The sequence below is a fragment of the Enterovibrio sp. FF113 genome (assembly GCF_041439165.1).
Classification (GTDB): Bacteria; Pseudomonadota; Gammaproteobacteria; order Enterobacterales; family Vibrionaceae; genus Enterovibrio; species Enterovibrio norvegicus_A.
Window position 1 is genome coordinate 19,941 of the sequence record NZ_JBGONO010000030.1, and the last position, 25,346, is coordinate 45,286.

Annotated in this window: 23 protein-coding genes; 19 read left to right on the forward strand and 4 right to left on the reverse strand. The window is 46.9% G+C overall.

The genetic code is table 11. The annotated features are described in order from the left end of the window. Positions 1 to 6 precede the first annotated feature (6 nt). From bioA to ACED36_RS19655, 8 genes are all read left to right on the forward strand, one after another. A complete protein-coding gene (bioA, locus tag ACED36_RS19620; protein WP_017004057.1) occupies positions 7 to 1,275 on the forward strand; it encodes an adenosylmethionine--8-amino-7-oxononanoate transaminase in 1,269 nt (422 codons plus the stop codon). Positions 1,276 to 1,348: 73 nt separating this feature from the next. Then, on the forward strand, positions 1,349 to 1,912 hold the full coding sequence (locus tag ACED36_RS19625; protein WP_371733727.1) for an LON peptidase substrate-binding domain-containing protein: 564 nt from the start codon (positions 1,349 to 1,351) through the stop codon (positions 1,910 to 1,912). A gap of 67 nt (positions 1,913 to 1,979) precedes the next feature. After that, on the forward strand, positions 1,980 to 2,612 hold the full coding sequence (locus ACED36_RS19630) for a sigma-70 family RNA polymerase sigma factor (RefSeq protein WP_016959605.1): 633 nt from the start codon (positions 1,980 to 1,982) through the stop codon (positions 2,610 to 2,612). Next, positions 2,605 to 3,279, forward strand: a complete 675-nt coding sequence (locus ACED36_RS19635) for a ChrR family anti-sigma-E factor (RefSeq protein ID WP_016959606.1) — start codon at positions 2,605 to 2,607, stop codon at positions 3,277 to 3,279. Before ACED36_RS19630 ends, ACED36_RS19635 begins: the two co-directional genes overlap by 8 nt. A 334-nt stretch (positions 3,280 to 3,613) precedes the next feature. Further along, complete coding sequence (gene sstT / locus ACED36_RS19640; protein WP_017004059.1) at positions 3,614 to 4,852, forward strand: serine/threonine transporter SstT; 1,239 nt, start codon at positions 3,614 to 3,616, stop codon at positions 4,850 to 4,852. 293 nt (positions 4,853 to 5,145) lie between these two features. Then, complete coding sequence (locus tag ACED36_RS19645; RefSeq protein WP_017004060.1) at positions 5,146 to 5,694, forward strand: ECF-type riboflavin transporter substrate-binding protein; 549 nt, start codon at positions 5,146 to 5,148, stop codon at positions 5,692 to 5,694. A gap of 8 nt (positions 5,695 to 5,702) precedes the next feature. Beyond that, positions 5,703 to 7,397 (forward strand): ABC transporter ATP-binding protein, encoded by a 1,695-nt coding sequence (locus tag ACED36_RS19650; protein ID WP_017004061.1) that lies wholly within the window; start codon positions 5,703 to 5,705, stop codon positions 7,395 to 7,397. Further along, positions 7,394 to 8,233 carry an energy-coupling factor transporter transmembrane protein EcfT gene (locus tag ACED36_RS19655; RefSeq protein ID WP_017004062.1) on the forward strand — a complete coding sequence of 280 codons (840 nt, stop codon included), beginning with the start codon at positions 7,394 to 7,396 and terminating at the stop codon, positions 8,231 to 8,233. The genes ACED36_RS19650 and ACED36_RS19655 overlap by 4 nt, the downstream gene beginning before the upstream one ends. Before the next feature lie 135 nt (positions 8,234 to 8,368). Here the strand turns inward: ACED36_RS19655 and ACED36_RS19660 are convergent, their stop codons facing one another. Further along, entirely contained in the window at positions 8,369 to 9,583 is a 1,215-nt protein-coding gene (locus ACED36_RS19660) for an ROK family transcriptional regulator (RefSeq protein ID WP_016959611.1), read from the reverse strand. Positions 9,584 to 9,841: 258 nt separating this feature from the next. Between ACED36_RS19660 and queE the strand changes: the two genes are divergently transcribed. Beyond that, positions 9,842 to 10,504, forward strand: a complete 663-nt coding sequence (gene queE, locus ACED36_RS19665; RefSeq protein ID WP_016959612.1) for a 7-carboxy-7-deazaguanine synthase QueE — start codon at positions 9,842 to 9,844, stop codon at positions 10,502 to 10,504. A gap of 86 nt (positions 10,505 to 10,590) precedes the next feature. Here queE and queD read toward each other — a convergent pair whose 3' ends face one another. Further along, positions 10,591 to 10,953, reverse strand: coding sequence for a 6-carboxytetrahydropterin synthase QueD (queD, locus tag ACED36_RS19670; RefSeq protein ID WP_017004063.1), 363 nt, complete (start codon positions 10,951 to 10,953; stop codon positions 10,591 to 10,593). Positions 10,954 to 11,369: 416 nt separating this feature from the next. Here queD and asnS point away from each other — a divergent pair, with 416 nt between their 5' ends. After that, positions 11,370 to 12,770, forward strand: a complete 1,401-nt coding sequence (gene asnS / locus ACED36_RS19675) for an asparagine--tRNA ligase (RefSeq protein ID WP_026023951.1) — start codon at positions 11,370 to 11,372, stop codon at positions 12,768 to 12,770. 367 nt (positions 12,771 to 13,137) lie between these two features. Then, the gene (locus ACED36_RS19680) at positions 13,138 to 14,331 is read left to right on the forward strand and encodes an amino acid aminotransferase (protein WP_017004064.1); all 1,194 of its coding nucleotides are present in this window, start codon (positions 13,138 to 13,140) and stop codon (positions 14,329 to 14,331) included. A 118-nt stretch (positions 14,332 to 14,449) separates the two neighbouring features. On the opposite strand, the gene folE is transcribed toward ACED36_RS19680, so the two are convergent. Continuing rightward, on the reverse strand, positions 14,450 to 15,106 hold the full coding sequence (gene folE, locus ACED36_RS19685; RefSeq protein ID WP_017004065.1) for a GTP cyclohydrolase I FolE: 657 nt from the start codon (positions 15,104 to 15,106) through the stop codon (positions 14,450 to 14,452). A 223-nt stretch (positions 15,107 to 15,329) separates the two neighbouring features. Between folE and moeA the strand changes: the two genes are divergently transcribed. From moeA to ACED36_RS19725, 8 genes are all read left to right on the forward strand, one after another. After that, the gene (gene moeA, locus ACED36_RS19690) at positions 15,330 to 16,565 is read left to right on the forward strand and encodes a molybdopterin molybdotransferase MoeA (protein WP_371733728.1); all 1,236 of its coding nucleotides are present in this window, start codon (positions 15,330 to 15,332) and stop codon (positions 16,563 to 16,565) included. Between the two features lie 77 nt (positions 16,566 to 16,642). Then, positions 16,643 to 17,392, forward strand: a complete 750-nt coding sequence (moeB, locus tag ACED36_RS19695) for a molybdopterin-synthase adenylyltransferase MoeB (RefSeq protein ID WP_017004067.1) — start codon at positions 16,643 to 16,645, stop codon at positions 17,390 to 17,392. A 133-nt stretch (positions 17,393 to 17,525) separates the two neighbouring features. Then, positions 17,526 to 19,145, forward strand: a complete 1,620-nt coding sequence (locus ACED36_RS19700; protein WP_017007548.1) for a bifunctional diguanylate cyclase/phosphodiesterase — start codon at positions 17,526 to 17,528, stop codon at positions 19,143 to 19,145. A 221-nt stretch (positions 19,146 to 19,366) separates the two neighbouring features. Continuing rightward, positions 19,367 to 20,188, forward strand: a complete 822-nt coding sequence (locus ACED36_RS19705) for a phosphate ABC transporter substrate-binding protein (RefSeq protein WP_016959622.1) — start codon at positions 19,367 to 19,369, stop codon at positions 20,186 to 20,188. 115 nt (positions 20,189 to 20,303) lie between these two features. Further along, positions 20,304 to 21,236, forward strand: coding sequence for a phosphate ABC transporter permease subunit PstC (gene pstC, locus ACED36_RS19710; RefSeq protein ID WP_016959623.1), 933 nt, complete (start codon positions 20,304 to 20,306; stop codon positions 21,234 to 21,236). Between the two features lie 5 nt (positions 21,237 to 21,241). Next, a complete protein-coding gene (gene pstA, locus ACED36_RS19715; protein WP_016959624.1) occupies positions 21,242 to 22,087 on the forward strand; it encodes a phosphate ABC transporter permease PstA in 846 nt (281 codons plus the stop codon). A gap of 17 nt (positions 22,088 to 22,104) precedes the next feature. After that, complete coding sequence (gene pstB, locus ACED36_RS19720; RefSeq protein WP_016959625.1) at positions 22,105 to 22,860, forward strand: phosphate ABC transporter ATP-binding protein PstB; 756 nt, start codon at positions 22,105 to 22,107, stop codon at positions 22,858 to 22,860. 260 nt (positions 22,861 to 23,120) lie between these two features. Continuing rightward, positions 23,121 to 23,567, forward strand: coding sequence for an META domain-containing protein (locus tag ACED36_RS19725; protein WP_016959626.1), 447 nt, complete (start codon positions 23,121 to 23,123; stop codon positions 23,565 to 23,567). A 54-nt stretch (positions 23,568 to 23,621) separates the two neighbouring features. Here ACED36_RS19725 and ACED36_RS19730 read toward each other — a convergent pair whose 3' ends face one another. Then, positions 23,622 to 25,226 (reverse strand): CHASE domain-containing protein, encoded by a 1,605-nt coding sequence (locus tag ACED36_RS19730; RefSeq protein WP_371733729.1) that lies wholly within the window; start codon positions 25,224 to 25,226, stop codon positions 23,622 to 23,624. Positions 25,227 to 25,346: the final 120 nt, after the last annotated feature.

The following is a 25,346-nucleotide window of genomic DNA, read 5'->3' on the forward strand; positions in this document are numbered from 1 at the left end:
TAAAACATGGATATAGCTTTTGACCGTGACCATATTTGGCACCCGTACACGTCAACCCTGAATCCCTTGACCTGTTACCCCGTATCTCGTGCAGAGGGCATGCATTTATATTTGGAAGACGGTACTGCTCTGTTAGATGGTATGTCTTCATGGTGGGCAGCGATTCACGGCTACAACCATCCAGCGCTCAACCAAGCGGTGACGGATCAGCTTGGCAAAATGTCGCACGTGATGTTTGGCGGGATCACGCATGATCCCGCCATCAATTTGTGCAAGAAGTTGGTGGCAATGACCCCTGCACCGCTTGAAAAAGTCTTCCTTTGTGATTCAGGCTCTATTTCGGTAGAAGTCGCACTCAAGATGGCGTTGCAATATTGGCACGCTAAAGGCCAACCAAAATCTACCTTCCTTACTTTGCGCCATGGATATCACGGGGACAGCTTTGCGGCCATGTCGGTGACCGACCCAGATAATTCGATGCACAAACTCTATAAAGGCTTTCTTCCCGAGCACATTTTCGCCGACTCCCCTGAGTGCGGATTTTACGATGAGTGGAACGAAGCAGACATCAGCGATTTCAAACACAAGCTGGAGACCAATCTCGACAAAATCGCCGCGGTTATCTTAGAGCCTATCGTGCAAGGCGCAGGCGGAATGCGAATTTACCACCCCATTTACCTCAAGCGCGTACGTGAACTGTGCGATGAACATAGCGTTTTGTTGATCTGTGATGAAATTGCGACGGGGTTTGGGCGCACCGGAAAATTGTTTGCCTGCGAGCACGCTGGTATTTCGCCTGACATCATGTGTTTAGGAAAAGCACTAACCGGCGGTTACATGACCATGGCAGCTACCATTGCCACTAAGCATGTTGCCGATACCGTGTGCAGCGGCGAAGCAGGCTGTTTTATGCATGGTCCAACATTTATGGGTAACCCACTTGCCAGCGCAGTTGCTAACGCCAGCCTGCAACTGCTAATCGACACGCCATGGCAGGATAAAGTGTTAGGGATCGAGAAGCATCTGTCAGACATGCTACCTGAACTCAATGATTTAGATTGTGTCAAAGATGTACGTTGGTTAGGCGCTATCGGTGTCGTTGAAACGCACCAAAGTGTAAACGTCGAAACCATTCAAAAACACTTTGTTGAAGCTGGGGTTTGGATTCGTCCCTTCGGACGATTGGTTTACATCATGCCGCCATATGACATGAGCAACGTTCAATTGAAACAACTTGTTGATGCGATTAAAAACGCCCTAATGGCACAAATGTAGTCGACTGCGTTAGGCAGTGTGATCGGCAACGCTAATCGCCCCGTAAGTTTAAGTACGATTTATGGAGGTACAAATGCAATTAGGTCTATTCCCACTGCCACTCTTTCTCCTGCCTGGAGGCGTAACCCAGTTACGCATATTTGAGCCTCGCTATGTCAGATTGGTCAAAGAGTCCATGGCAGACAATCGTGGCTTCATTTTGGCGATGAAAGAAGGCGATGCCGTTTGTACCTTTGGCACACACGTCAGTATCATTGATTTTGAAACCCTACCCGATGGCTTACTGGGCGTGACAATCAAAGGGATGGCTCGCTTAAAACTGTCCGACATTGTTCAGGAAAAAGATGGCCTTTGGGTTGGTGAGGCTGAATCACTCCCAGATTGGCGAAGCAGCCAACACCAACCCGGTTTCCTAGGTGAAGCACTAGCGGCGCTTTTTGACGCCCATCCTGAACATGCCAACCAATATAGCGAGGATCGCCATTTCGACGACCTCAATTGGGTCTGTCAACGCTGGCTTGAAGTCTTGCCTCTTGCGAACAACCAGAAGCAATGGTTTATTGCCCAAAATGACCTTGAAGAAGCCAAACAATTTATTGATGTTCTCCTTAATGAAGAAAATTCCGTAGAAGAGTGATCCAAATTGAATTGCGGTTCGTTTCTTAAATAATGACTTTATTTGGCAATTTTGGGATTGAATCGTCATGGAATTGGTCGAAGACACATATACTACGAAATCTTTAAACCGTCCGAGTAGTCCAACAAGCATGTCAGCACTCTCACCGGAAAATTTGGCGGAGTTACTTCGTCGCGTCGCTCATGACAGGGATCAGTCTGCATATGCAGCATTGTTTAAACATTTTGCGCCCAAGGTGAAATCTTACGGTTTGCGACACTTGAGAGCTGATGGCCAGGCGTTGGAGTTAGTGCAGGAAACCATGTTGTTGGTTTGGCGCAAAGCGCACCTATACAACGGTGAAAAAGGCGCAGCGTCAACGTGGATTTTCACGATTATGCGTAATGTCAGTTTCGACATGTTGCGCAAAGTGAAAAGCAATCGCGAAGATTGTTTAAGTGGCGATATTTGGCCTCTTATTGAAGGCGAATCTGGCGATCAAGAAGAAGATGCGCTTCATGACCAACTTCAAGCACAGCTGTTTTCGTACATCGATCTCTTGCCTGATCTCCAAAAGCAGGTTGTGCAAGGGGTGTATATTAAGCAGCTGACACACCAAGAATTAGCCGATCAGCTCAATGTGCCACTCGGCACCATTAAATCTCGCTTACGTTTAGGTTTACAAAAGCTGCGTACCCATTTGGAGGTAAACGATGATTAAGTATCATCCGGCAGACGATCTTCTCTATGCCCACGCCGCTGGAACTCTTCCTGCGTCCATGTCTATTGCTGTTTCCGCTCACAGTGAAATGTGTGATTTTTGCGCTAAGAAAGTCGCTCTATTCGAAAATCAGATTGCAGATGAAACATTTAATCTCGCTGATAATAGTGAAGCTTCTTCGAATGCGAGTGACAGTGATGAATTTGCAGGCATGCTTTCAGCGATATTGAGTGACGAGCAGCTGCCAAGCACGCCTATCTCGCCTTCACCCGAGTCTAAGATTGATGTCGCCGGTGAGAGATATACGCTACCAACGGCACTTCGTCGCTACCATCACCTCGGTTGGAGCAGTGTGGGTTCGTTGAGCCGTGCTCGTTTACCTTTAAATGAAGGCGACACACGTGCAAGTTTGCTTCATATCGGGATGAATAGTGGTGTTCCAAGCCACACGCACAAAGGCACGGAAGTGACTCTGTTGTTGAGTGGACATTTCGAAGATGAGCATGATAGCTATGTGCCCGGAGACTTTATTATTCTAGACAGCAGCAATCACCATACCCCGCAAACTCATGATGGTTGCTTATGTTACACAATCGCTGACGCACCGCTTCACTTTACCAAAGGTGTGAGTCAGTTGCTAAACGCGGTAGGACACGTGATTTACTGATGTCTTGCAAAGGTTGAAGCTCTTGTGCAGACGGAGCACCCATACATCAAGCCAATATTAAGCGCCTCAATCGAGGCGCTTTTCTTTTGCATTTCACACCAGCAGCACACTTCTTTATCCGATATTTTACATTGCTGATTATAAATTGGTCACTACAAAATCAGGCATCTTAGATCTATAAGTATATTATGTGTTAATTATCACTTTACAGACCACTCATTCACCTGATTTAATCCAGTCGCTAACTAAGCGTTAACAGCTTTTACTCAATACGCCATCGCTAATTTTCAGCTCTGGGGCAGTTTGGGTTATACACACAGTGAAGTGAGATAAAATGAAGCAAGCACAATCCCCACTTACTCGCGTAACCAACTCAAGTCTGGTCGTTCAGATCTTGATCGGTATTATCGCGGGTGTTGCTCTGGCCAGCTTTTCGCCAGACAGTGCCAAGGCCGTCGGTTTTCTTGGTAGTCTTTTCGTCAGCGCACTTAAAGCTGTCGCTCCTATTTTGGTTTTTGTCTTGGTTGCCGCGTCAATTGCGAACCAACGTAAAGGCCAACATACGCACTTGCGTCCTATCGTTACTCTGTACCTCGTGGGTACCTTTGCCGCGTCCATTACCGCGGTGACCATGAGTTTCTTATTCCCAACGATGCTGACATTAACTGCGTCGGACGCTGCCATTGCACCGCCAGAAGGCATTGCTCAAGTGATTACCACACTGCTTTTCAATGTGGTCGATAATCCTATCAATGCATTGATGACAGGTAACTTCATTGGCATTCTCGCGTGGGCCATTGGTCTGGGTATTGCCTTGCATCATGCCTCAGACACAACCAAAACTGTGTTTGGAGATATAGCTGAAAGCGTGTCGTTCATCGTGCGCTTTATCATCAAACTGGCCCCAATTGGTATCTTTGGTCTGGTTGCCAATACCTTTGCAGAAACAGGTTTCAATGCATTGATGGGCTACGCCCACTTGTTAGGTGTACTTTTGGGTAGCATGGCATTCATTGCCTTGGTGGTTAACCCGATCATTGTTTACGTGAAAACGCGCACTAACCCTTATCCATTGGTTTTCCAGTGCCTACGTGAAAGCGGTGTGACAGCATTCTTCACGCGCAGTTCAGCGGCAAATATTCCCGTGAACATGCAACTGTGTAACAAGCTAAAACTGGATGAAGACACGTATTCTGTTTCCATTCCGTTGGGTGCGACGATCAACATGGGTGGCGCAGCCATCACGATTACCGTATTGACGCTGGCAGCCGTTCACACGTTGGGCATTCAAATTGATTTGGCTACGGCGATTCTGTTGAGCATTGTTGCTGCTGTATCAGCATGTGGAGCGTCAGGTGTTGCAGGTGGATCGCTATTGCTGATCCCACTGGCGTGTAACCTGTTTGGCATTCCAAACGATATTGCCATGCAAGTCGTCGCCGTAGGCTTCATCATCGGTGTGGTTCAAGATTCCGCTGAAACGGCATTGAACAGCTCGACGGATGTGGTGTTTACTGCCGCGGCATGTCGCGCCGCTGAACGCGAAGCGATGGAAGCGAAAATCGCCAAATAAGCATTTTCACATGCTCAAAAACAAAGGCGCTTCGGCGCCTTTTTCGTTTACCTTTTCTCCATCTCCTCATCTAACACCATGATAAATTCCCGCAATCCCATTTTTGGTCGCCCAAGCATTAACCAATCTGTCTATTCTGGTTTACACAGCGTTGTAGACGTCTAGACTGATAGCTTTCTTTTAGTGAACGTTATCCTATATAATCCCGCCTCATTTTTGCGAGCCACCTCAACAAAAGCATTCAAATGTGTGCCGGGCTCTGAACTTAGACATTCCGACACCAAGGGTTATCTATGAATTTTTCTGCGAAAACTGTCGTCATCATTGCTATTGGTGCGGCACTTTATGGTATTGGCGGCTTACCCATGTTTGGTATTCCCGTGTTTGCCAATACAACGCTAAAACCAGCAATGGCTATACTCGCGCTCTTCTCTGTCCTTTTTGGCCCTGTCGTTGGTTTTTTCGTGGGTTTCATTGGCCACTGGGTCACTGACCTATTTGCGGGTTGGGGGGTGTGGCTAACGTGGGTGTTAGGCTCAGGTATTGTCGGTATGGTAATAGGCTTTTTCCCAATTCTGACCAAAAGGCGCCTAAAGTACGGACGGTTTCCGACTTTTGATATCGTCCTATTCTCACTGCTCGCCTTGCTCGGCAATGTTGTGGGGTATGGCTGCTCCGCGTTTCTTGACACCGTGTTATACGCCGAACCCTTTACCAAGGTATTCATTCAGCTATGCATTATCGCCGCAGGCAACGCCCTGCTGGTGACTGTTGTTGGTTATTTCATTCTGCAGTCCGTTGCCAAGCGCAACAGCCAGTATCGTAACCTGACCGAGGCCTGATCTGCACCATGACCATTGAATTCAAAAACGTTAGCTTTCGTTATGATGCGCTGGTAAACCCGACGCTGAAAGGCATCAACCTCCGCATCGAAAAAGGCGAGAAAGTACTGATTATCGGGCCAAGTGGCAGCGGAAAATCTACGCTAGGCCAGTGTATTAACGGTTTGATTCCTCATGCTATTGAAGGCGAAATTTCAGGTTCGCTTAACCTCAATGGCACTGAAATTACCGACATGAAACTCACGCAATACACCGAGTTGGTTGGCACGGTATTGCAAGACACCGACAGCCAATTTGTCGGTTTAACTGTGGGTGAAGACATTGCTTTCGCGTTAGAAAACCAATGCGTATCCGTCGCCGACATGCACCCAGTGGTTAAGGCCACCGCCAAAATGGTGGATTTGGATGCCCTACTGAATCACGCGCCTCACGATCTCTCTGGCGGTCAGAAGCAGCGCGTCTCTCTGGCTGGTATATTGGTTGACGATGTCGACGTGCTCCTGTTCGATGAACCGCTGGCGGCGCTGGACCCAAAAACGGGCAAACGTACCATTGAGATCATCGATCAATTACACCGTGATACCGGTAAAACAATCATCATCATCGAGCATCGACTCGAAGATGTGCTGACCCATGCGGTTGACCGCGTGATCTTGATGGATAACGGGACTATCGTTGCCGATACCACGCCGAATGCACTCATGATGTCAGGATTACTTGAACGACATGGCATTCGCCAACCTCTGTATTTCTCTGCGCTTAAACACGCAGGGTGCGCCTTAAGCGAAACAGATAATCCTGCATATCTCTCGACGCTGCCTGTTGAACAATTCGCTTCTCAATTGCAGCGATGGGCTGGCGATTATGTACCATCGATACCCACTCGCGACACCACGCCGCTGTTGAGTATTGAAGGATTAACCTATTCGTACGATGGCGATAAGAACGCGCTTGAAGACGTCACCTTTTCCGTTGATCGTGGCGAAATAGTCTCTGTTCTCGGTAAAAATGGTTCAGGGAAATCGACCATTACCAAACTGGTGATGGGCGTACTCGAACCAGATGCTGGCATGATTCGTTTTAAGGGTGAAGATTTCAGTGATCTGTCGATTTTTGAGCGCAGCAAGAAAGTCGGCGTGGTCATGCAAAACCCAAATCATATGATTTCTCACCATATGATCATGGAAGAAGTGACCTTTGGCCTCAGAAACCTCGGCCTTAGTGAAGCCGAAATCGAGAAACGCGCACTAGACGTCCTCGAGCTTTGCGGCCTGAGCAAATACCGTCACTGGCCTGTTGATGCATTGAGTTATGGCCAGAAAAAACGCGTCACCATTGCATCAATATTGGTGATGGAACCGGAACTGCTGATCTTAGATGAGCCGACAGCAGGTCAAGATTACCGTAACTACAGCAACATGTTGTCTTTCATCCAGCGTTTAAACAAAGAACGCGGCATCACCGTGATGATCATCTCTCACGATATGCATTTGGTGCTTGAATACACCACTCGTTCTATCGTGATTGCCGACAGCAAGCTGATTGCTGACGCGCCAATGACATCGGTATTCAGCCAACCGCAGTTACTGGACGAGGCCAACCTCGCCACCACCAGCCTGTACCAACTCGCAGACCGTGCCGGTATTCGCGACATTGACGGATTTATGCAGCAATTCATTCAAACAGAGAGCAACGCCAAATGAAAGCCTCGAAGATGAAGTTTGGTATCAACTACATCGATACGAAATCACCCCTTCACGCGCTGAATGGCATCACCAAGTTTGCTTTGTTCATGGCGTGGGTGACTGTTGTTCTCACCACTTTTGACCTGCGTATCATTGTTGGCATGGTGGCCATCGGGTTGGCATTGCTGAAGATGACAGGCGTGGCTTTTCGTGTCTACAAACCGCTTTTATTGGGCACGTTGAGTGTTCTAAGCATGAATGCGGTATTCATGTTTCTGGTCGCCCCACAGCAGGGGGCTGAGTGGATAGGCACAACGACTGAACTATTGAAGTTACCGGGTAACTATTCGTTAACACAAGAAACCCTTTTTTACTTGATAACAGTGACACTGAAGTATTTCAGCATGTTCCCCATCGCACTGGTGTTTGTGTTTACCACGCACCCAACAGAGTTTGCATCTAGCCTCAACCGCATTGGTGTGCCGTACAAAATTGCCTATGCCGTTAGCCTAACACTGCGCTATCTGCCTGAAGTGAAGAATGATTTCGTGAACATCATGCATGCACAACAAGCACGTGGTGTGGATTTCTCAAAGAACGCCCCACTCATGGCGCGTTTTAAAGGTGTGGCGAAAATTTTGATCCCGCTTATTTTCTCTAGCCTTGACCGTGCAGATGAAATTTCCAACGCGATGACATTGCGTGGCTTTGGACGCAATAAGTCGCGCACTTGGTACAATTATCGTCCATTGGCGAACAAAGACTGGCTCGCACTGGCTGCGATCACTGTTGTGGTGGGATTGGCGATTTACAAACGATCTGTTGAAACAGCCACCATCTGGTATCCGTTCTAACGCACGATGTAAAACGCGCGGCGTTTGATACAAAAGTGGTTGATACTAAAGTGATTGATACTAAAAAGGAGCGTTCACACGCTCCTTTTCTGTTTCTGTTTCTGTATTTTTTGGCTATTTCCGCACTTCTCAGCTTTAGCCTTCCAACACCTTCATCAGCAAGTAGCCGTCATACATGGCTCGCTTAACCAAAGCAGCCCCTGGCATCGTTGCTTGCGTATAAAAATAACTCTCTTCTAACATGAGGTTTTCACAGTAATGTGGAAGTGATTGGTTAAGCACTCTTTCCATAATCGCAGGATAAAGAACTGATTTGGCGCGATTAAATTCGCCGCCAATCAACACTCGCTGCGGATTAAACAGATTCACCACAATCGCGATGGCTTGCCCTAGGTTATGACCCAGTTCAGTAATCACATTTACCGCCACACCATCACCTGCAACCGCGGCGTCGCAGATACTATCAATGGTCAGTGGTTTATCATGCAAAACACTTGGATGCCCCTGATCTAGCATTACCTGCGTGTCTTCCAGCACGGCTTGTAAACTGGCGACGGTTTCCAAACACCCGTTATTGCCACAAAAGCAACGCTTTCCAAACGGTTTAATCTGAATATGGCCCAGTTCGCCGATGTTACCTACCTGCCCTTCCAGCACTTTTCCATCGATCATGATGCCCGCACCGACGCCATGATGAATCGAAATGAGTACGGCATTTTCTACATCACGCGCGTTACCAAACAGCTTTTCAGCCAACGCCCACGATCGCGTGTCATTGCCAATAAAAACAGGTAAACCTGTCGCCCGATGAATGGCCGCGCCCAAAGGCATATTATGAACATCGTAATGCGGCATTTGAATAACAATGCCTTGAGTACTGTTTACTAGACCAGGAAGAGAAACCGCAATCGATGTGACGCGATCAACGATGTTCGAATGCGTAGAAAAGAACTGGTTAATATGCTGTTGAATGAGTTCAATCAACAAATCCTGATCCCGTACATGGATGTCATGGCGCTCTTCAACCAGAATGTCGCCACCCAATGAATGCAATGCAAGTGTCAGGTAGCCACGCCCAAGGCGTATAGAAAGAAACTGCCACCCTTCATTGTCCAACACCAATCCGATCGCGGGACGACCACGACTTGCAGGTTCGCCATATTGGGCTTCTTTGACCAAGTGAGCATCGATTAGCTCACGAGTAATTTTAGTGATACTTGCAGGGGCTAACTGACTGCGTTTAGAAAGCTCAATTCGGGAGATAGGCCCAAGTTGGTCGATCAGCTTATATACCGCTCCAGCGTTGTTACGCTTAATGTGATCTATGTGTCCTGGCTGGGCGAGAATCATCCCAATTTCCCTTTAAAATTCATTAACAGTGAATTTTTTTACTTTGCGAAGTAATTGTGAAGCGCCATGGTTGGATGTCGTGATACACGTCACGACCTATTTGATTTATCGCAATGACATTTATATCAAATGCCGAAAATCAACAAGTTAATGGTATTTCATTCTGTAACTGATGTGTCAATTTGTATCTCCCCAAGACAGTGGCGAGCGAAACTGCCATAATCTCGCCCCTCACAAAATTCTGACTGTAAAAGCCGTATGTACAACGTCAACGAAATATTTGAAACCATTCAAGGAGAGGGCACGTTCACAGGTGTACCTTCGGTCTTTGTTCGCCTTCAAGGCTGCCCTGTCGGTTGTCCATGGTGCGATACGCGCCAGACGTGGGACACACTCCCGAACGATGAACGTGATTTCGGCACAGTGATCGCCAAAACAGGCGACAGCCCAACATGGACCTCAGTTTCAGCCGAACATATTCTTGCGCACCTTACGCAAAGTTACACGGCAAAGCATGTTGTGATCACTGGTGGGGAGCCTTGCATATTTGATTTATTTCCCCTAACAACGCTTCTTGAATCAGCGGGTTATCGCTGTCAAATCGAGACCAGTGGTACGTATAAAGTGAAAGCGACAGTCAATACGTGGGTAACGGTATCTCCGAAAATTAATATGCGCGGCAAACTGCCCGTGTTAAATGAAGCGCTGAAACGCGCCAATGAGATCAAACATCCCGTTGGAACCGAGTCAGATATTGAAAAACTCGATGCACTGCTCGAAGGGATTGATTTATCAAATAAAGAAGTCGCATTACAACCCATAAGCCAAAAACCGCGGGCTACCGAGTTGTGCATTAAAACCTGTATCCGTCGCAACTGGCGCTTGTCCATTCAAACACATAAGTATTTAGATATCGCTTAAGCATTTATCGCTTAGTTTGCACCCAATCTGGCAAACTTAGACACAAAAAAAGGGCCGTAGGCCCTTTTTTTTCGTGCAATGAAATATTACTCACCCGTATAGATGCAGCCAGCCGTACAGGTTTCTTTAATCATCACTTTACTCAAACAAGGCAGTGACGGCTTAAGTTGATCCCAAATCCATTTCGCCAACACTTCGCTCGTTGGGTTTTCTAACCCTTCAATATCATTCAGATAGTAATGGTCCAAGCGATCGTAGATAGGCTTAAACGCTTCTTTGATTTCAGAAAAATCAATCACCCATCCCGTATACGGATCCACTTCACCGGCCACATAGAGACGCACGAGGAAAGAGTGACCATGTAGGCGACCACACTTATGACCTTCTGGTACGTGTGGCAGCAGATGCGCCGCTTCAAACATGAATTCTTTAAACAGTTCAGTGTGCATTTTATGCGTTCCCGTGTTCATTTGTAGTTTCTAGCGCGGCGATGCTACTGAATATTCGCGCCAAGCTCAAATTGAATCGCCCTCAATTCGTTTCGCAAGGTTTGCGATCAACTGAAGGTTAGCGAGAAGCAAAAAGACATCAGCAAAGCGACAGTTGAAAATGCCACCGTCAGATAGCGATCAAGACCTCCAGCCACAGAAAATGATCAGTATCGTATGTTTCTTTGCCACGCCAACTTGAATTCGGTCGTGTTTTCCCGTTGATTTCCCAAGAATTGCATGCGTGAACAGTCCATGTAAACCAAGTGTCTTGAGGTAGTTTAGGGTTAGAGGTAAACTTGCCGGCTTAAGTTTGAATTATCCTAGCCTGATGACTCGATTCCTCAGGCATTCTTCAACGGAGTTAGATGCAAATTATGAACTATATGCCTGTAGCAGACGTCCTGCGCGGCAAAACGGCAGTAGACACAGAAGTCACTGTCCGTGGTTGGATCCGCACCCGTCGTGATTCAAAAGCCGGTATCTCTTTCCTCGCCATTTATGACGGCTCTTGTTTTGATCCAATTCAGGCAGTTGTTTCTAATGAGCTGAATAATTACAAAGAAGATGTACTGCGTCTTACCACAGGCTGCTCTGTCGAAGTTACGGGTAAAGTTGTTGAAAGCCCAGGACAAGGTCAAGCATTCGAGCTTCAAGCGACTGACGTGAAAGTGGTGGGTTGGGTTGAAGACGCAGACACCTACCCAATGGCTAAAACACGCCACTCTATCGAATACTTGCGAGAAGTTGCTCACCTGCGTCCACGCACCAACGTGATTGGTTCAGTTGCACGCGTGCGTAACTGCTTGTCTCAAGCGATTCACCGCTTCTACCATGAGCAAGGTTACTTCTGGGTTTCTGCTCCGCTGATCACAGCTTCTGATGCAGAAGGTGCGGGTGAAATGTTCCGTGTTTCTACATTGGACATGGAAAACCTGCCACGCACAGACGAAGGTAAAGTTGATTTCAACGAAGATTTCTTCGGCAAAGAGACTTTCCTGACCGTATCAGGTCAGCTGAATGCTGAAGCGTACGCGTGTGCATTGAGCAAGGTTTACACCTTTGGCCCAACGTTCCGCGCTGAAAACTCAAACACCAGCCGCCACCTTGCGGAGTTCTGGATGGTTGAGCCAGAAGTTGCGTTTGCAGATCTGGATGATGTTGCCAAGCTCGCGGAAGACATGCTGAAGTATGTGTTCAAAGCCGTGCTTGAAGAGCGTCGTGATGACCTTGAGTTCTTTGCTCAGCGTATCGACAAAGAAGCCATCACTCGCCTTGAGAAGTTTGTTGATTCTGATTTTGCTCAGATCGACTACACCGACGCGATTGAGATCTTGCTTAAATCAGGCCAAACGTTTGAGAACCCTGTTGAATGGGGCATCGACTTGGCGTCTGAGCACGAGCGATATCTTGCAGAGAAACACTTCGAAGCACCTGTGGTTGTTAAGAACTACCCGAAAGACATCAAAGCGTTCTACATGCGTATGAATGATGATGGCAAGACCGTTGCGGCAATGGACGTTCTAGCACCAGGTATCGGTGAAATTATCGGTGGTGCACAGCGTGAAGAACGTTTAGACGTACTTGACGAACGCATGCGTTCAATGAACATCGACCCAGAACACATGAACTGGTACCGCGATCTTCGTCGTTACGGCACCGTTCCACATGCTGGTTTCGGCCTCGGTTTCGAACGTTTAGTGTCTTACGTGACGGGCATGGGCAACATCCGCGATGTTATCCCATTCCCACGCGCACCACGCAGTGCAAACTTCTAATCGCACCATAGCGCGCGGTTTGAATAAAATGACAAAGGTCGCCTACGGCGGCCTTTTTTCTTGTTTATTTTCATCAGTATAATCGTGCCTTTATGTCCGTGTGGAAATGCCCCTCCATCAATAGCAACGTTAATTGCGCGTTGCCCTCTCCTAACCCTCTTTCATTTGCAGTACCCGTCACCAATATTCCCTCTGATTAAGCCCGTATTTAATATTAAATTCATGGCGCTGAAATCGGGGGTTAACGACAACAAAGATGCGAAGAGACAAGGAAGTCAGGGAAATCACCAAATTTCCGTTTTATTACCACTAATCAAAATGGTATAAACAAAGACAGTTTCCTTTAACAACGCCATGGATGAAGAAGATGTTTGAAAAAATTGCTGCAGCGCCCGCTGACCCTATTTTGGGCCTTACTGAAGAATTCAAAGCCGATGCTCGTGCTGAGAAAATCAACTTAGGTGTAGGTATCTACAAAGACGAAGCCGGTAACACGCCAGTATTGGCCACTGTTAAAAAAGCCGAAGCTATTCTTTTAGAGAAAGAAACCACCAAATCATACCTAAGCATTCCGGGTACACCAGAATATGGTTTGGCTGTGCAAAAGCTTTTATTTGGTCACGATGCAACCATCATTGCAGATAAACGTGCACAGACAGCTCAAGCTCCAGGCGGTACTGGCGCCCTTCGCGTTGCTGCTGAATTTATTAAACGTCAACTTGGCGATGTGAAAGTATGGGTAAGTAACCCTACATGGGCGAATCATAACGGTGTGTTCGCTGCCGCAGGCCTTGAAGTCGCGTCGTACGGTTACTACAACGCAGAAACCAAAGACATGGATTTCCCAGCAATGCTGGCCGATCTTGAAACCGCAAATGCAGGTGATGTCGTACTTCTGCACGGTTGCTGTCATAACCCAACGGGTATCGACCCAGACGCTACACAGTGGCAGCAACTTGCAGCACTGTGTAACGAGAAAAAACTGCTTCCAATGTTTGACTTTGCTTACCAAGGTTTTGCAACTGGCGTTGAAGAAGATGCTGCTGGTCTGCGCATTTTTGCAGATTCATGCGAAGAGCTTTTGGTTGCGAGCTCATTTTCTAAGAACTTCGGTCTCTACAACGAGCGTGTTGGTGCATTTACCATCGTCGGCAAAAACGCCACTGAAACCGCCACCGCATTCAGCCAAGTTAAGAGCATCGCTCGCGTGATTTACTCTAACCCACCTGCTCACGGCGCTGCTGTTGTTACCATTATTCTGAATGACGCTACATTGCGTGCAGAATGGGAAGAAGAAGTGGCAGCCATGCGCGTTCGTATTAAAGAAATGCGAGAGCTCTTTGTTGCGACACTCGCAGAAGAAGGCGTGCAGGGCGATTTCAGCTTCATTCAACGTCAAAACGGCATGTTCTCTTTCTCTGGCTTGAACAAAGATCAAGTTGCTCGTTTGAAAGACGAATTTGGCGTATACATCGTTGGCTCTGGTCGCATCGCCGTTGCAGCTATGATGCACACGAACATGCGTCCACTCTGTAAAGCTATCGCTGCTGTGTTGAAATAATCAACCGCACCTAGCACGAATAAATCAGCCAATAAAAAAGCGCCTTTCGGCGCTTTTTTCATGTTCTTCGCTTTAACATCGAGCGCTGAATGAGCAGCCCTTTGTCAATCAAGCTGGCTTACTGAACGCCGTGCAAGAACTCAGCACGAGTTGCAGGGTTTTGCTTAAAATTACCACCTAACGCTGTCGTCGTCGTCACGCTGGTTGCATCCATCACACCACGTGCTTTCACGCAGTAATGTGTCGCATTCATGTGCACGGCCACATTGTCCGTTTCCAGCAACGTTTGCAGCGCCACGAGGATTTGGCGAGTTAAACGCTCTTGAACTTGCGGACGCTGGGCAAAAAATCGAACAATGCGGTTAATTTTCGACAAGCCGATAATTTTGCTCTTTGGCAAATAGGCTACTGTGCATTTACCGTCAATTGTGACCAAGTGGTGCTCACAAGTACTCGTCAATGTAATGTCTTTGACCCTAACCATCTCGTCACAGCCCATCTTGTTTTCGATAACTGTGATTTTTGGAAAGTTCGCGTAATCTAATCCCGAAAACACCTCATCCACGTACATTTTTGCAATGCGCGCTGGCGTTTCAGTCAAACTGTCATCTTCGAGATCTAGGTCGATAACAGTCAAGATTTCCCGCATATGATATTCAATACGCTCTTTTTTCTCTTCTGCGGTCATCGAAGTGCCCGACTGCATTGGTGTCTCAATGCCACGTGCTATAAGCGCTTCGCGGACGCGCTTGGCTGAATCGCTTAATGCTGTCATAGAAAAATCCTTGGGTCGTTGCAATTGTTGTTATCTAATTTATTACTCGTCTTTTAAAGACAAGGATCAAATAGTGTCAGATTTTTGAAGCATAGCGTTTATAGTAAAATAATTACACCTCGAAATGCGTGTGGGCATTAGTTTCAACTCTCAAAGTTTGCGATAATGCTCGCTTTCACCTATGCGCTGAGCATGTTTCGCTCACAACGACTGAGAGTTATATATGGGTTGCTGCGACACTCCTGGTTTGATGCCAGTTTCATCGGCTATCGACATTCTATTAGACAACACGTCGCCACTGACACAAACCGAAATCGTGTCACTGGTTGACGCACAAAATCGCATCACGTCTGAAGATATTCGCTCTCCAATCAATGTGCCCCCTTTTGCTAACTCTGCAATGGATGGTTATGCGCTTCGCTGTGCAGATCTCAACAATAATATGACACTTCGCCTCGCGGGTAAGTCCTTCGCAGGTATCCCGTTTGAAGGCGAATGGCCCGCTGGCTCGTGCATTCGTATTATGACAGGCGCTGAAGTCCCAGTAGGCGCAGATGCCGTCATCATGCAAGAGCAAACCACGGTAAACGGCGACGACATTACCTTTACCCACACCGCCGAGTTGCAGCAAAACATTCGCCCTATCGGCAACGATGTAGAAGCCGGTGATGTCGTTATTCCCAAAGGCACACTGCTAACGCCCCGTGAAGTTCCGATGTTGGCAACACTGGGCATAGGCACTGTCACCGTCATGCGCAGGCCCAAAGTCGCGTTCTTTTCTACCGGAGACGAGCTTCGTCAAGTGGGTGAGCCACTAGGAAAAGGTGAAATCTACGACAGCAACCGCTACACCATTCGCGCCATGCTTGAAAAAATGCATTGTGAGGCAATTGATCTTGGTGTCGTACCCGATTGTCCAGAACAACTACGTAACGCCTTTTTGAAAGCCGCCAGCGAAGCTGATGTTATCGTTACCTCGGGTGGCGTTAGCGTGGGCGAAGCGGATTACACCAAAGACATTTTGGATCAAGAAGGCGAAGTTGGATTTTGGAAGATTGCCATCAAGCCAGGTAAGCCCTTTGCGTTTGGCAAAGTCAAAGGCGCACTATTTTGCGGATTACCCGGTAACCCAGTTTCAGTACTCGTGACCTTACATGTGTTAGTCCAGCCGCTGCTTGCCAAACTTGCAGGCCATACACAGTGGCAACCGACCATCACTTTAAGCGCTAAAGCTGAAACGCGATTCAGGAAATCTCCGGGGCGTGCTGATTACCAACGCGCTGTTTATCGCATTAACGAGCAAGGTGAATTGGTTGTTGCGACCACAGGCAACCAAGGTTCTGGCGCGTTCAGCTCTTTATCGATAGCGAACTGCTTTGCAGTCTTAGAGCAAGATCGCGGGCATATTGATGTAGGTGAAAACGTCACGATTGAACCGTTTGGCACTGTTTTAAACTAATGCCTGATTAAGTTTATCAAAGACGTTTTCTAACACGCCATTTTTGCAACGTAATCTTATAAAAGCATAGGAATACCGTGGACATTCTCTCTCCGGAAGAAGAGCTCAGATACAACCGCCAGATCATACTTCGACAGTTTGATTTTGATGGTCAGGAAGCGTTGAAGCAAAGCCGCGTTCTCGTTTTGGGTGCTGGCGGCTTGGGCTGTGCTGCCACTCAGTACCTTGCGGCGGCTGGCGTTGGCACGCTCACATTGATTGACGACGACCGAGTGGAGCTGTCCAACTTACAGCGTCAGGTGCTGCACAACGACAGCACGGTTGGCAAATTAAAAGTCGAGTCAGCAGCAAAAGCACTGCGTCTACTTAACCCTCACGTCGTGGTGAAAACGGTAGCAAAGCGCCTCAACGATAACGCCTTACAGACGCTCATAGAACAGCACAGCATTGTGATTGACTGTTCTGACAATGTCGCGACACGCAATCAACTCAATCAACTTTGCTTTCTCACTAAAAAGCCCTTAGTCAGTGGCGCAGCGATTCGCTTGGAAGGACAAGTGGCCGTATTCACCTACAGTGAAAACGAGCCTTGCTACCAGTGCCTGAGTGCACTGTTTGGTGAACAAGCACTCAGTTGTGTCGAAGCGGGCATCCTCTCTCCTGTTGTCGGGATCATTGGTGCCACGCAAGCTCTTGAAGCAATAAAGGTTTTATCCAATTTCGCGCCTGCGCCAACCGGTAAAATTATGCTTTATGATGCGTTAAGCAGTGAGTGGCGCATTTTCATCCTGCCCAAGAACCCAAACTGCAGTGTCTGCAATCATTAACAACACCGTCTTGACTAGGTGACACTACTCTCAAAATCGCGTATTTCTACTACAATAAGGAAGGCCTCTGCTGATCGAGCGTTTCGCCATCGCAGAGTGAACTTCCTTATTCAGTGGGCGTATTGCAGCTACGATGATAAAAACGCTTTCTATTGTCCTTGTCATCCTTGGCATGCTCGCCCTCATCTCGGCGCTGAAATCGTCGATCTCTCTGTATCGCCGCGATAGGCGCCCTTCAACATTTAGCTTTGTGCCTGTCATGCTTGGATTTGTTCTGGGCTACATGATTTATGCTAGCTTTCTCGCATTAAAATCCGAAATAATCATTATCGAATTTATTGTTTCTGTTGTGTTTTTTGGTGGTGGGATCTTTTGCGTCATGATTTTTAGCGTTGTATCCCAAAGCATGGAACGTATTGCGTTTGCTGAGTTTCAGCAACGCCACAATGAAGCACACGACCCATTGACAGGGTTACCCAACCGTCGATTCCTCATTAGTACCATCAGCCAACATATTGTTGATTACAACGCCAATCTGCAGCGATTTGCGGTTTTTATCATTGATATTAATAACTTCAACAACCTCAACGAGGTTTTTAGTCATCAAAAGGGCGACGTATTACTCGCACAGTTCTCAGCACGCCTTAAAGAATTCGTTGATGAAGATGTGTTTTTAGCGAGGTGCAGCGGAAACCGCTTTACCCTCTTGCTCACCAACCCTGAAAATACAAATATTTCCGCTTATATCGAAAATATTCAGTCTTACCTTGACCATCCATTGACCATTAACGATCACGACATGAACCTAACCAACACTGTCGGGGTCGCCTTATACCCTGAACATGGCTCGAATGCAGAAGAAATCCTCAAACGCGCAGAAATCTCTATGTACAGTGCCAAACGCATTCAAGCTCCATACGCTATCTATGAACCGTCCGCATCTACACATTTTTACGACCAGTCAGAATTGGCCGCGATGCTGCACAATGCCATTGCAACAATGGATTTTGAGCTCTACTTTCAGCCCGTTATGAATGTACATAACCCACATCAGACAACCTTTGAAGCACTTATCCGATGGACTCTCGGAGACGGATATTCCGTACGACCTGATGATTTCATTCCGATTGCGGAGCAGACAAACGCTATCAAGCAAATCTCCCACTGGGTGCTTGAAACGACCATTGCTCAACTGGCGGTGTGGCAAAAACAATCCATCACGCCGCAAGTTCAGGTGAACATTTCAGTCAAAGATCTAGAAGACGAAAACCTTGAGCCCTACCTGGCAGGTTTGATCAAAAAATACGACATTAATCCCGCGCAGCTCACCCTTGAATTGACCGAAACGAGCATGATGCTGAATCCAGCGAAAGCGAGAGTCGTCTTAGATAAAATCAAAAAGCTGGGCGTGTATTTAAGCATCGATGACTTTGGTACTGGGTTCTCATCCCTGTCTATTTTGAGCAATATGCCCATTGATGAGATTAAAATAGATCGCAGCTTTGTCACTGACCTACTCTATAGCAGTAACCATGAAGCCATTGTGAGATCCACTATCTACCTCGCCCACAGTTTGGATTGCCGTGTGGTTGCAGAAGGTGTTGAAACTGAAGCGCTAGGACAATATTTGATGTCTATCGGCTGCGATAAAATTCAAGGCTATTGGTATGGCCGCCCAATGAATCTGGCCCAAACTGATGCTTGGCTCAATGAATCTCTCCAAATCAGCTCCAAAGTCGCCAATCAAAACTAACTGCCACACTCTGTTTATATTCCCCTCATCGAACAACTGCACCCCCTTATTTTGCTCACACTTTCATCAATCGTTTATAAAACACTCGAATCTATAGTGATATTTTCATCTCGTCATTAATGCTTCAATTAAGTGAAACATAGCTGTCATAAAACTTTCCTAAAGTTGCCACTGTTGACACAAACAAAGCCTTTTAAGAGGCACGACTAAGGAAAGCTCGAATGAGATCAAACGTTTTTACTGCATTGTGTGTCGCTGGCGCATTAATGGCTAACACAGCTTCTGCGCAAGAAACAATTACAGTGTCAGGTTCTACATCTGTTACCGAAGTGATGGAAGTACTGGCAGAAACGTATCAAACCCAAAATGGCAATACCTTCATTGAAGTGCAAGGAACGGGTTCTTCAGCAGGCGTTAAAGCCGCCAAAAATGGCACTTCCATGTTTGGCATGGCATCACGTTCACTGAAAGATTCCGAGAAAGAACCAACATTAAAAGAAACGGTGATTGCACGAGACGGTATCGCTGTTGTGGTCAACAATGCCAACCCTCTTGTTGATCTGACTATTGAGCAAATCGCAAAAATCTACCGCGGTGATGTGAAAAATTGGGCCGAAGTGGGTGGCGAAAACAAACCTATCGTTGTCGTTACCCGAGACACAGCATCAGGTACTCGCGGTGCATTTGAAGACATCATGAGCTTGAAGCGCGATATCAACGGAATGAAAGTCTCGGCAATTTCTCAACGTGCACAAGTCGGCAATGGCAATGGCGTGGTCAAAACCATCGTGGCTAACAATCCCTTCGCTATCGGCTACATCTCTCTAGGTTCAATCGATGCGTCGTTGAAAGCAGTCAAAGTTGACGGCGTAGAAGCGACATCTGATGCAGTTGCAGCAGGCAAGTATAAAGTTGCACGTCCATTTTTGGTGTTAAGCAAAGCTGGCAAGCCGTCACCTGCCGCTGAAGACTTCATGACATGGGTGACTTCAGCCGAAGGCCAAAAAATTGTCTCAAGCCAAGGCTATGTGCCCGTTCAGTAAATCATTAATTGTTTAGGTGTGTTGATTCCGCCTAAACCCACTATCGGCCTGACGCGCTTGTCAGGCCGCTTTAAAAAGACTTCCTAACTGCCATGATTGGCATCACGGAGTGAGCATGAACATCGCAAATCAACATGTTATTGACATTCAACCCACCAGCACGCCAAGCAACGTGGGCAAACTGGGTAAACGAAAGAACCGAGACTGGCGCGAAGAGTTTTTCCGTGCATTGTTCCTAACCGCCGCTATCTTGGGCGTGTTGTCTCTCGCCACCATTGGTTACTTTATTTTCCGCGAAGGTATTCCAGCTATTCAACAAGCTGGCTTAGTCAACATGGTGACAGGCGTTGAATGGCTACCTCCAGCGCTTTATGGCATCGCGCCTATGATTGTCGCGTCGTTAGTATCGACGGCTGGCGCTGTTATTCTGGGTGTTCCTGTAGCGGTACTGACCGCTATCTTCATTGCCGAAGTCGCACCAAAATGGCTGGCAAACATCATACGACCTGCCGTCGAGTTACTCGCGGGCATCCCATCGGTGGTATACGGCTTCTTTGGCCTTGTCATTATCGTTCCCTTGATTCAAGACGTGTTTAACGTTCCTGCTGGTAACACAGTGCTGGCTGGCATTGTTGTGCTGGCAGTAATGATTCTACCTACGGTTATTGCGGTATCAGAAACCTCTTTACGTGCTGTACCAAAAACCTACAAAGAAGGCTCACTGGCGCTTGGCGCTTCGCCCATGTTCACCACGTTTAAACTGCTTATCCCAGCAGCACGTTCGGGCATTATGACGGGGGTTATTCTCGGTATCGCTCGTGCATTGGGAGAAACCATGGCAATCATCATGGTCATGGGTAACGCACCAGCTATGCCAGAAGGCATTTTGGAATCTGCACGCACATTAACCGCCAATATCGCACTGGAAATGTCTTATGCCTCCGGTATTCATGCCAGTGCTCTGTACGCCACAGGTATCGTTCTTCTGGTCTTTATCATGATGCTAAACGCGACACTGCTTTTCCTGAACCGTGAAAAAGCGAGGTAATTGAAATGCTTACACGTCAACTAAAAGACAATATCTTGATGGTCACGGTTTGGCTGGCTGCAGGCATGACAGTCGGATTTCTGTTCTGGATTATTTGGTACATATTGAGCAATGGCCTGCAGTACGTTGACTGGTCATTCATTACCAGCGATTACACCCGTATTGGTGAACAATCAGGCATATGGCCAATGATTGTCTCAACCATTTATATGGTCATCGCTTCTATTTCCATTGCTGCGCCTATCGGCATCATGACGGCGATCTACCTCACTGAGTATGCAAAGCTCGGCAGCAAACTGGTTAAAGTGATTCGTTTTTGTACCGAATCATTAGCGGGCATTCCCTCAATTATTTTTGGTCTGTTCGGCATGACGTTTTTTGTCGGCGTATTGGGTCTTGGTTTTTCGATACTTTCTGGCGCATTAACGCTAAGTATCTTGATTCTGCCCGTGATTATTCGCACCACTGAAGAAGCTTTAATGGCAGTACCACAAACCTACCGTGAAGGCTCATATGGTTTGGGCGCATCGAAAATCTATACCATTTGGAAGCTGATTCTGCCAAGTGCGATGCCAGGTATTGTTACCTCCATCATTTTGAGTGTCGGCCGCGTTATTGGCGAATCTGCACCGGTTTTTCTTACTGCTGGCATGGTCGCACGCATTCCAGAAAGCGTGTTGGACTCTGGCCGCACGCTTACCGTCCATCTTTACAAGTTAACTCAGGAGCTCTACACAGTGCACGAGTGGAATCAAGCCTATGCCACTGCCACCGTGCTAATTGTCGTCGTACTGCTTATGAACATGCTGACAAAAATTATCGCCAGCAAATTTAGCAAAGCTTCTTACTGAGTTTGAGAGAAAAAATCATGAACAAATTCGATATTGAAAATCTGAACCTTTACTACAACAACGGTGCCAATCACGCGCTGAAAAACATCAGCCTACCCATCCCGCACAAAAAAGTGACGGCATTGATTGGCCCATCTGGCTGCGGAAAATCGACACTGCTACGTTGCCTTAATCGCATGAATGATCTCATCGAAGGCGTAAAAATTGATGGCCGTTTGGCGATGGATAGCGAGAATGTGTATGGCAACATTGATGTTGCGAATCTTCGTATCAAGGTCGGCATGGTGTTCCAAAAAGCCAACCCATTCCCAATGAGCATTTATGACAACGTGGCTTATGGACTGCGTGCACAAGGCATGAAAGATAAGAAAAAACTCGATGCTGTGGTTGAACAAAGCCTAAGAAGTGCTGCACTTTGGGATGAAGTGAAAGATCGTTTAAAATCTCATGCTTTTGGGTTATCTGGCGGCCAGCAACAGCGCCTTTGTATTGCTCGCACTATCGCCATGGAGCCCGAAGTGATTCTGATGGACGAACCGACATCGGCACTCGACCCTATTGCGACGAAGAAAATTGAAGACTTGATGGAAGAGTTAAAAAAGAACTACACCATCGTTATTGTGACCCACTCCATGCAGCAAGCTCGTCGCATTTCAGATCGCACTGCATTCTTCCTAATGGGAGAATTGGTTGAGCATGATGAGACGCAACTATTGTTTGCCAATCCTCGCGACGATCGTACTCGAGGTTACGTGAATGGTGACTTTGGCTAAAACGCTGCACTGCCCGTAACAAATTGATCAACAAACCGCTTGAACATATTAACATCGAGCAGCGTAATGCTAATTGTCAGACTAAATTTCAAGTTTTAACAGAGTTCTGACTTGATAAGCGGTTCAGAAAGCGAATAATGAAGTCAGTCATATAGTGGAAAATGCATTGCATTCGAGGAAACTAAACCTCAAAGACACTGTCTTTAACCCTGTATCGAACTCTATAATTGACGCATTCAGTAATATTTCTGGAGTAACGAATGAAAAAGATGGCAATCGCAATGCTGGTTGCGCCAGCAATTTTGGCGGGTTGTGCAACAAGCACTTCCGGTAAAACCGACGCATTAGACGTTTCTACCGTGAACATGCAGCACCACAACTGGGTACTGGAAAGTGTTGATGGTCAGCCATTGAGCCTTCCTGAAGGTTTTGCCGCCCCAAGCCTAGAAATTGGTGAGTCTTTCACTGCCAATGGTCACGCAGGTTGTAACCGCTATTTCGGACAAGGCGAGCTGAAGGGCGAGCAATTCCGCATTGATAAAATGGCGAGCACCATGATGGCATGTCCAGAGCCAGCAATGGCTATCGAAGGCGTGATGACTAATGTGCTGGGGGATTGGAGCGACGTGACACTGACTAAACAAACGCTGCAACTGAAAAACGGTGAGCACGTTCTGTCATTTCAACTTCGTGATTGGGTAAATTAATTACCTGTTGTATGAACGAGCTTTGTCGCTTGTTACGCTAACACGCTATCGCTTTCAGCCTCCGATTGGGGGCTGTTTGCTTTCTTCGGTATAGATCCAACTACATTGATCTCGCCCTGCGTTAATGGCTTTGCCCAATGCGATCTCAGCATACGCAATCACTTTTGTTGCATCTATTTCATCTGAATTTAGGACCGACACACCACCAATCGAAATCGTCATTATCTGAGAACCCGCCTCTTTGTCGAACGGCAATTTCAGCGTCTTAACAGCATCAATACACAACTGAGCGATAGGGGCACCATCTTTGGTATTCGGTAGCAATATCGCAAAGGTTTCTCCTCCATAACGCGCCAACAAATCACCCGGACGCTTTAATGTATCGGATACAGCCTGGCCAATCAGTCGAATCGCTTTATCGCCAACAACACGGCCATGTTTTGTGTTGTAACGAGACATATTGTCTATTTCAATCACAATCAAACTAATCGCCAGATTATCTCGTTGAGTTCGTTTCACTTCGGCTTGAATACATTCTTCGAAATAATCACGGTTGCAATACCCCGTTAATCCATCGCTTTTCGACATTTTCTCCAATTTTTTATTGGCTTCTCGGAGTTCACGGGTTTTCGCATCAACATGCTTTTGCACTGTCAGCGCACGATGTTGCAGCATATAAAGCAGGTATGCCAACAAGGTAAAGATCAACACACCAATAAAGAAAATCAAATGCGGGTAGATGCTCATGCGGCTATTCACATAGCTTGGCGATGGCGTGCCTTTTAAGAGCCATTCTCTGCCAGCAAAGTAAATGGGGGTGGATGTATAGCTCAATGCCGTCACAGGCGGCTCGGACAAATCGACAACATTTTGATAAATAACATCACCTTGCGTGTTAAGGCCGACATCTAACAATTCGAGATTGATAGACTCTTTCACTGTACTGTTTATTGCCAGTTCAAAAATATCCTCAACGTCAAACAAGGCGAGTAGGAACCCACGCAATGCGGATTGTCGGTCGGCATCCGTTTCAGGATCACCATAAAACACGGGTAACAACATCAAAAATCCACTGTTGTCTTCAAATTCCCGTTTCAAGCGCATCGCCGGTGTTGCAATCGGCACACCGCGGTACCAGCTCATTTCCAATGCTTCTTCCATTGACTGTCGAGAAGCCAAATCAAATCCTAAAATCCGTTGGTTTACGTCATAAGGTGTGATGTAACGCACCGGGAAATATCGATCGCGCGTCATCGCCTTAACAAGATCCCCGTTGGCACTCAGTTCCACAATTTCAAAGAGCGCAAATTCTAGCGCAGCTTCGGATTCGTAGAGCTCCCGTTCATCACCGGAGACAAATTCAGCCCACTCCATCGCGCGTATATTTGGATGTCGATCCATCACACTATCAGCCAATCGGCTAAAACTGCTCTCATCAATGTCTTGATGCATAATGAGTTGAGTACGCAGCGCATATAACAACTCAATACTAATGTTGATTTCCCTTCCTAGAGAAAGTGCAGCGTTTTCAACATCCTTTTGAATTTCATGTTTAATGGATTGCTGTTCAGATTGATGCAAAGACATGGCTGCGAGGAACGAAAAAAACAGCCCAACTAAGACTGTGATAATCGTTGAATACAAAACCTTCTTTGCCATCCTCAATACGCCCTCCAATAGATGTTAACTAATTGTTGGTCATATTTCGTGATCACGCCAACATTGAGCTGACTAACCGTTTGTATTCTTTGGTTCGTTAATTCATTGAGAATGATAATT

Excerpts from the sequence above, each read along its gene's own strand:
- bioA (WP_017004057.1), top strand. The coding sequence starts at position 7 with ATGGATATAGCTTTTGACCGTGACCATATTTGGCACCCGTACACGTCA.
- ACED36_RS19625 (WP_371733727.1), top strand. The coding sequence starts at position 1,349 with ATGCAATTAGGTCTATTCCCACTGCCACTCTTTCTCCTGCCTGGAGGC.
- ACED36_RS19630 (WP_016959605.1), top strand. The coding sequence starts at position 1,980 with ATGGAATTGGTCGAAGACACATATACTACGAAATCTTTAAACCGTCCG.
- ACED36_RS19635 (WP_016959606.1), top strand. The coding sequence starts at position 2,605 with ATGATTAAGTATCATCCGGCAGACGATCTTCTCTATGCCCACGCCGCT.
- sstT (WP_017004059.1), top strand. The coding sequence starts at position 3,614 with ATGAAGCAAGCACAATCCCCACTTACTCGCGTAACCAACTCAAGTCTG.
- ACED36_RS19645 (WP_017004060.1), top strand. The coding sequence starts at position 5,146 with ATGAATTTTTCTGCGAAAACTGTCGTCATCATTGCTATTGGTGCGGCA.
- ACED36_RS19650 (WP_017004061.1), top strand. The coding sequence starts at position 5,703 with ATGACCATTGAATTCAAAAACGTTAGCTTTCGTTATGATGCGCTGGTA.
- ACED36_RS19655 (WP_017004062.1), top strand. The coding sequence starts at position 7,394 with ATGAAAGCCTCGAAGATGAAGTTTGGTATCAACTACATCGATACGAAA.
- ACED36_RS19660 (WP_016959611.1), bottom strand. The coding sequence starts at position 9,583 with ATGATTCTCGCCCAGCCAGGACACATAGATCACATTAAGCGTAACAAC.
- queE (WP_016959612.1), top strand. The coding sequence starts at position 9,842 with ATGTACAACGTCAACGAAATATTTGAAACCATTCAAGGAGAGGGCACG.
- queD (WP_017004063.1), bottom strand. The coding sequence starts at position 10,953 with ATGCACACTGAACTGTTTAAAGAATTCATGTTTGAAGCGGCGCATCTG.
- asnS (WP_026023951.1), top strand. The coding sequence starts at position 11,370 with ATGAACTATATGCCTGTAGCAGACGTCCTGCGCGGCAAAACGGCAGTA.
- ACED36_RS19680 (WP_017004064.1), top strand. The coding sequence starts at position 13,138 with ATGTTTGAAAAAATTGCTGCAGCGCCCGCTGACCCTATTTTGGGCCTT.
- folE (WP_017004065.1), bottom strand. The coding sequence starts at position 15,106 with ATGACAGCATTAAGCGATTCAGCCAAGCGCGTCCGCGAAGCGCTTATA.
- moeA (WP_371733728.1), top strand. The coding sequence starts at position 15,330 with ATGGGTTGCTGCGACACTCCTGGTTTGATGCCAGTTTCATCGGCTATC.
- ACED36_RS19700 (WP_017007548.1), top strand. The coding sequence starts at position 17,526 with ATGATAAAAACGCTTTCTATTGTCCTTGTCATCCTTGGCATGCTCGCC.
- ACED36_RS19705 (WP_016959622.1), top strand. The coding sequence starts at position 19,367 with ATGAGATCAAACGTTTTTACTGCATTGTGTGTCGCTGGCGCATTAATG.
- pstC (WP_016959623.1), top strand. The coding sequence starts at position 20,304 with ATGAACATCGCAAATCAACATGTTATTGACATTCAACCCACCAGCACG.
- pstA (WP_016959624.1), top strand. The coding sequence starts at position 21,242 with ATGCTTACACGTCAACTAAAAGACAATATCTTGATGGTCACGGTTTGG.
- pstB (WP_016959625.1), top strand. The coding sequence starts at position 22,105 with ATGAACAAATTCGATATTGAAAATCTGAACCTTTACTACAACAACGGT.
- ACED36_RS19725 (WP_016959626.1), top strand. The coding sequence starts at position 23,121 with ATGAAAAAGATGGCAATCGCAATGCTGGTTGCGCCAGCAATTTTGGCG.
- ACED36_RS19730 (WP_371733729.1), bottom strand. The coding sequence starts at position 25,226 with ATGGCAAAGAAGGTTTTGTATTCAACGATTATCACAGTCTTAGTTGGG.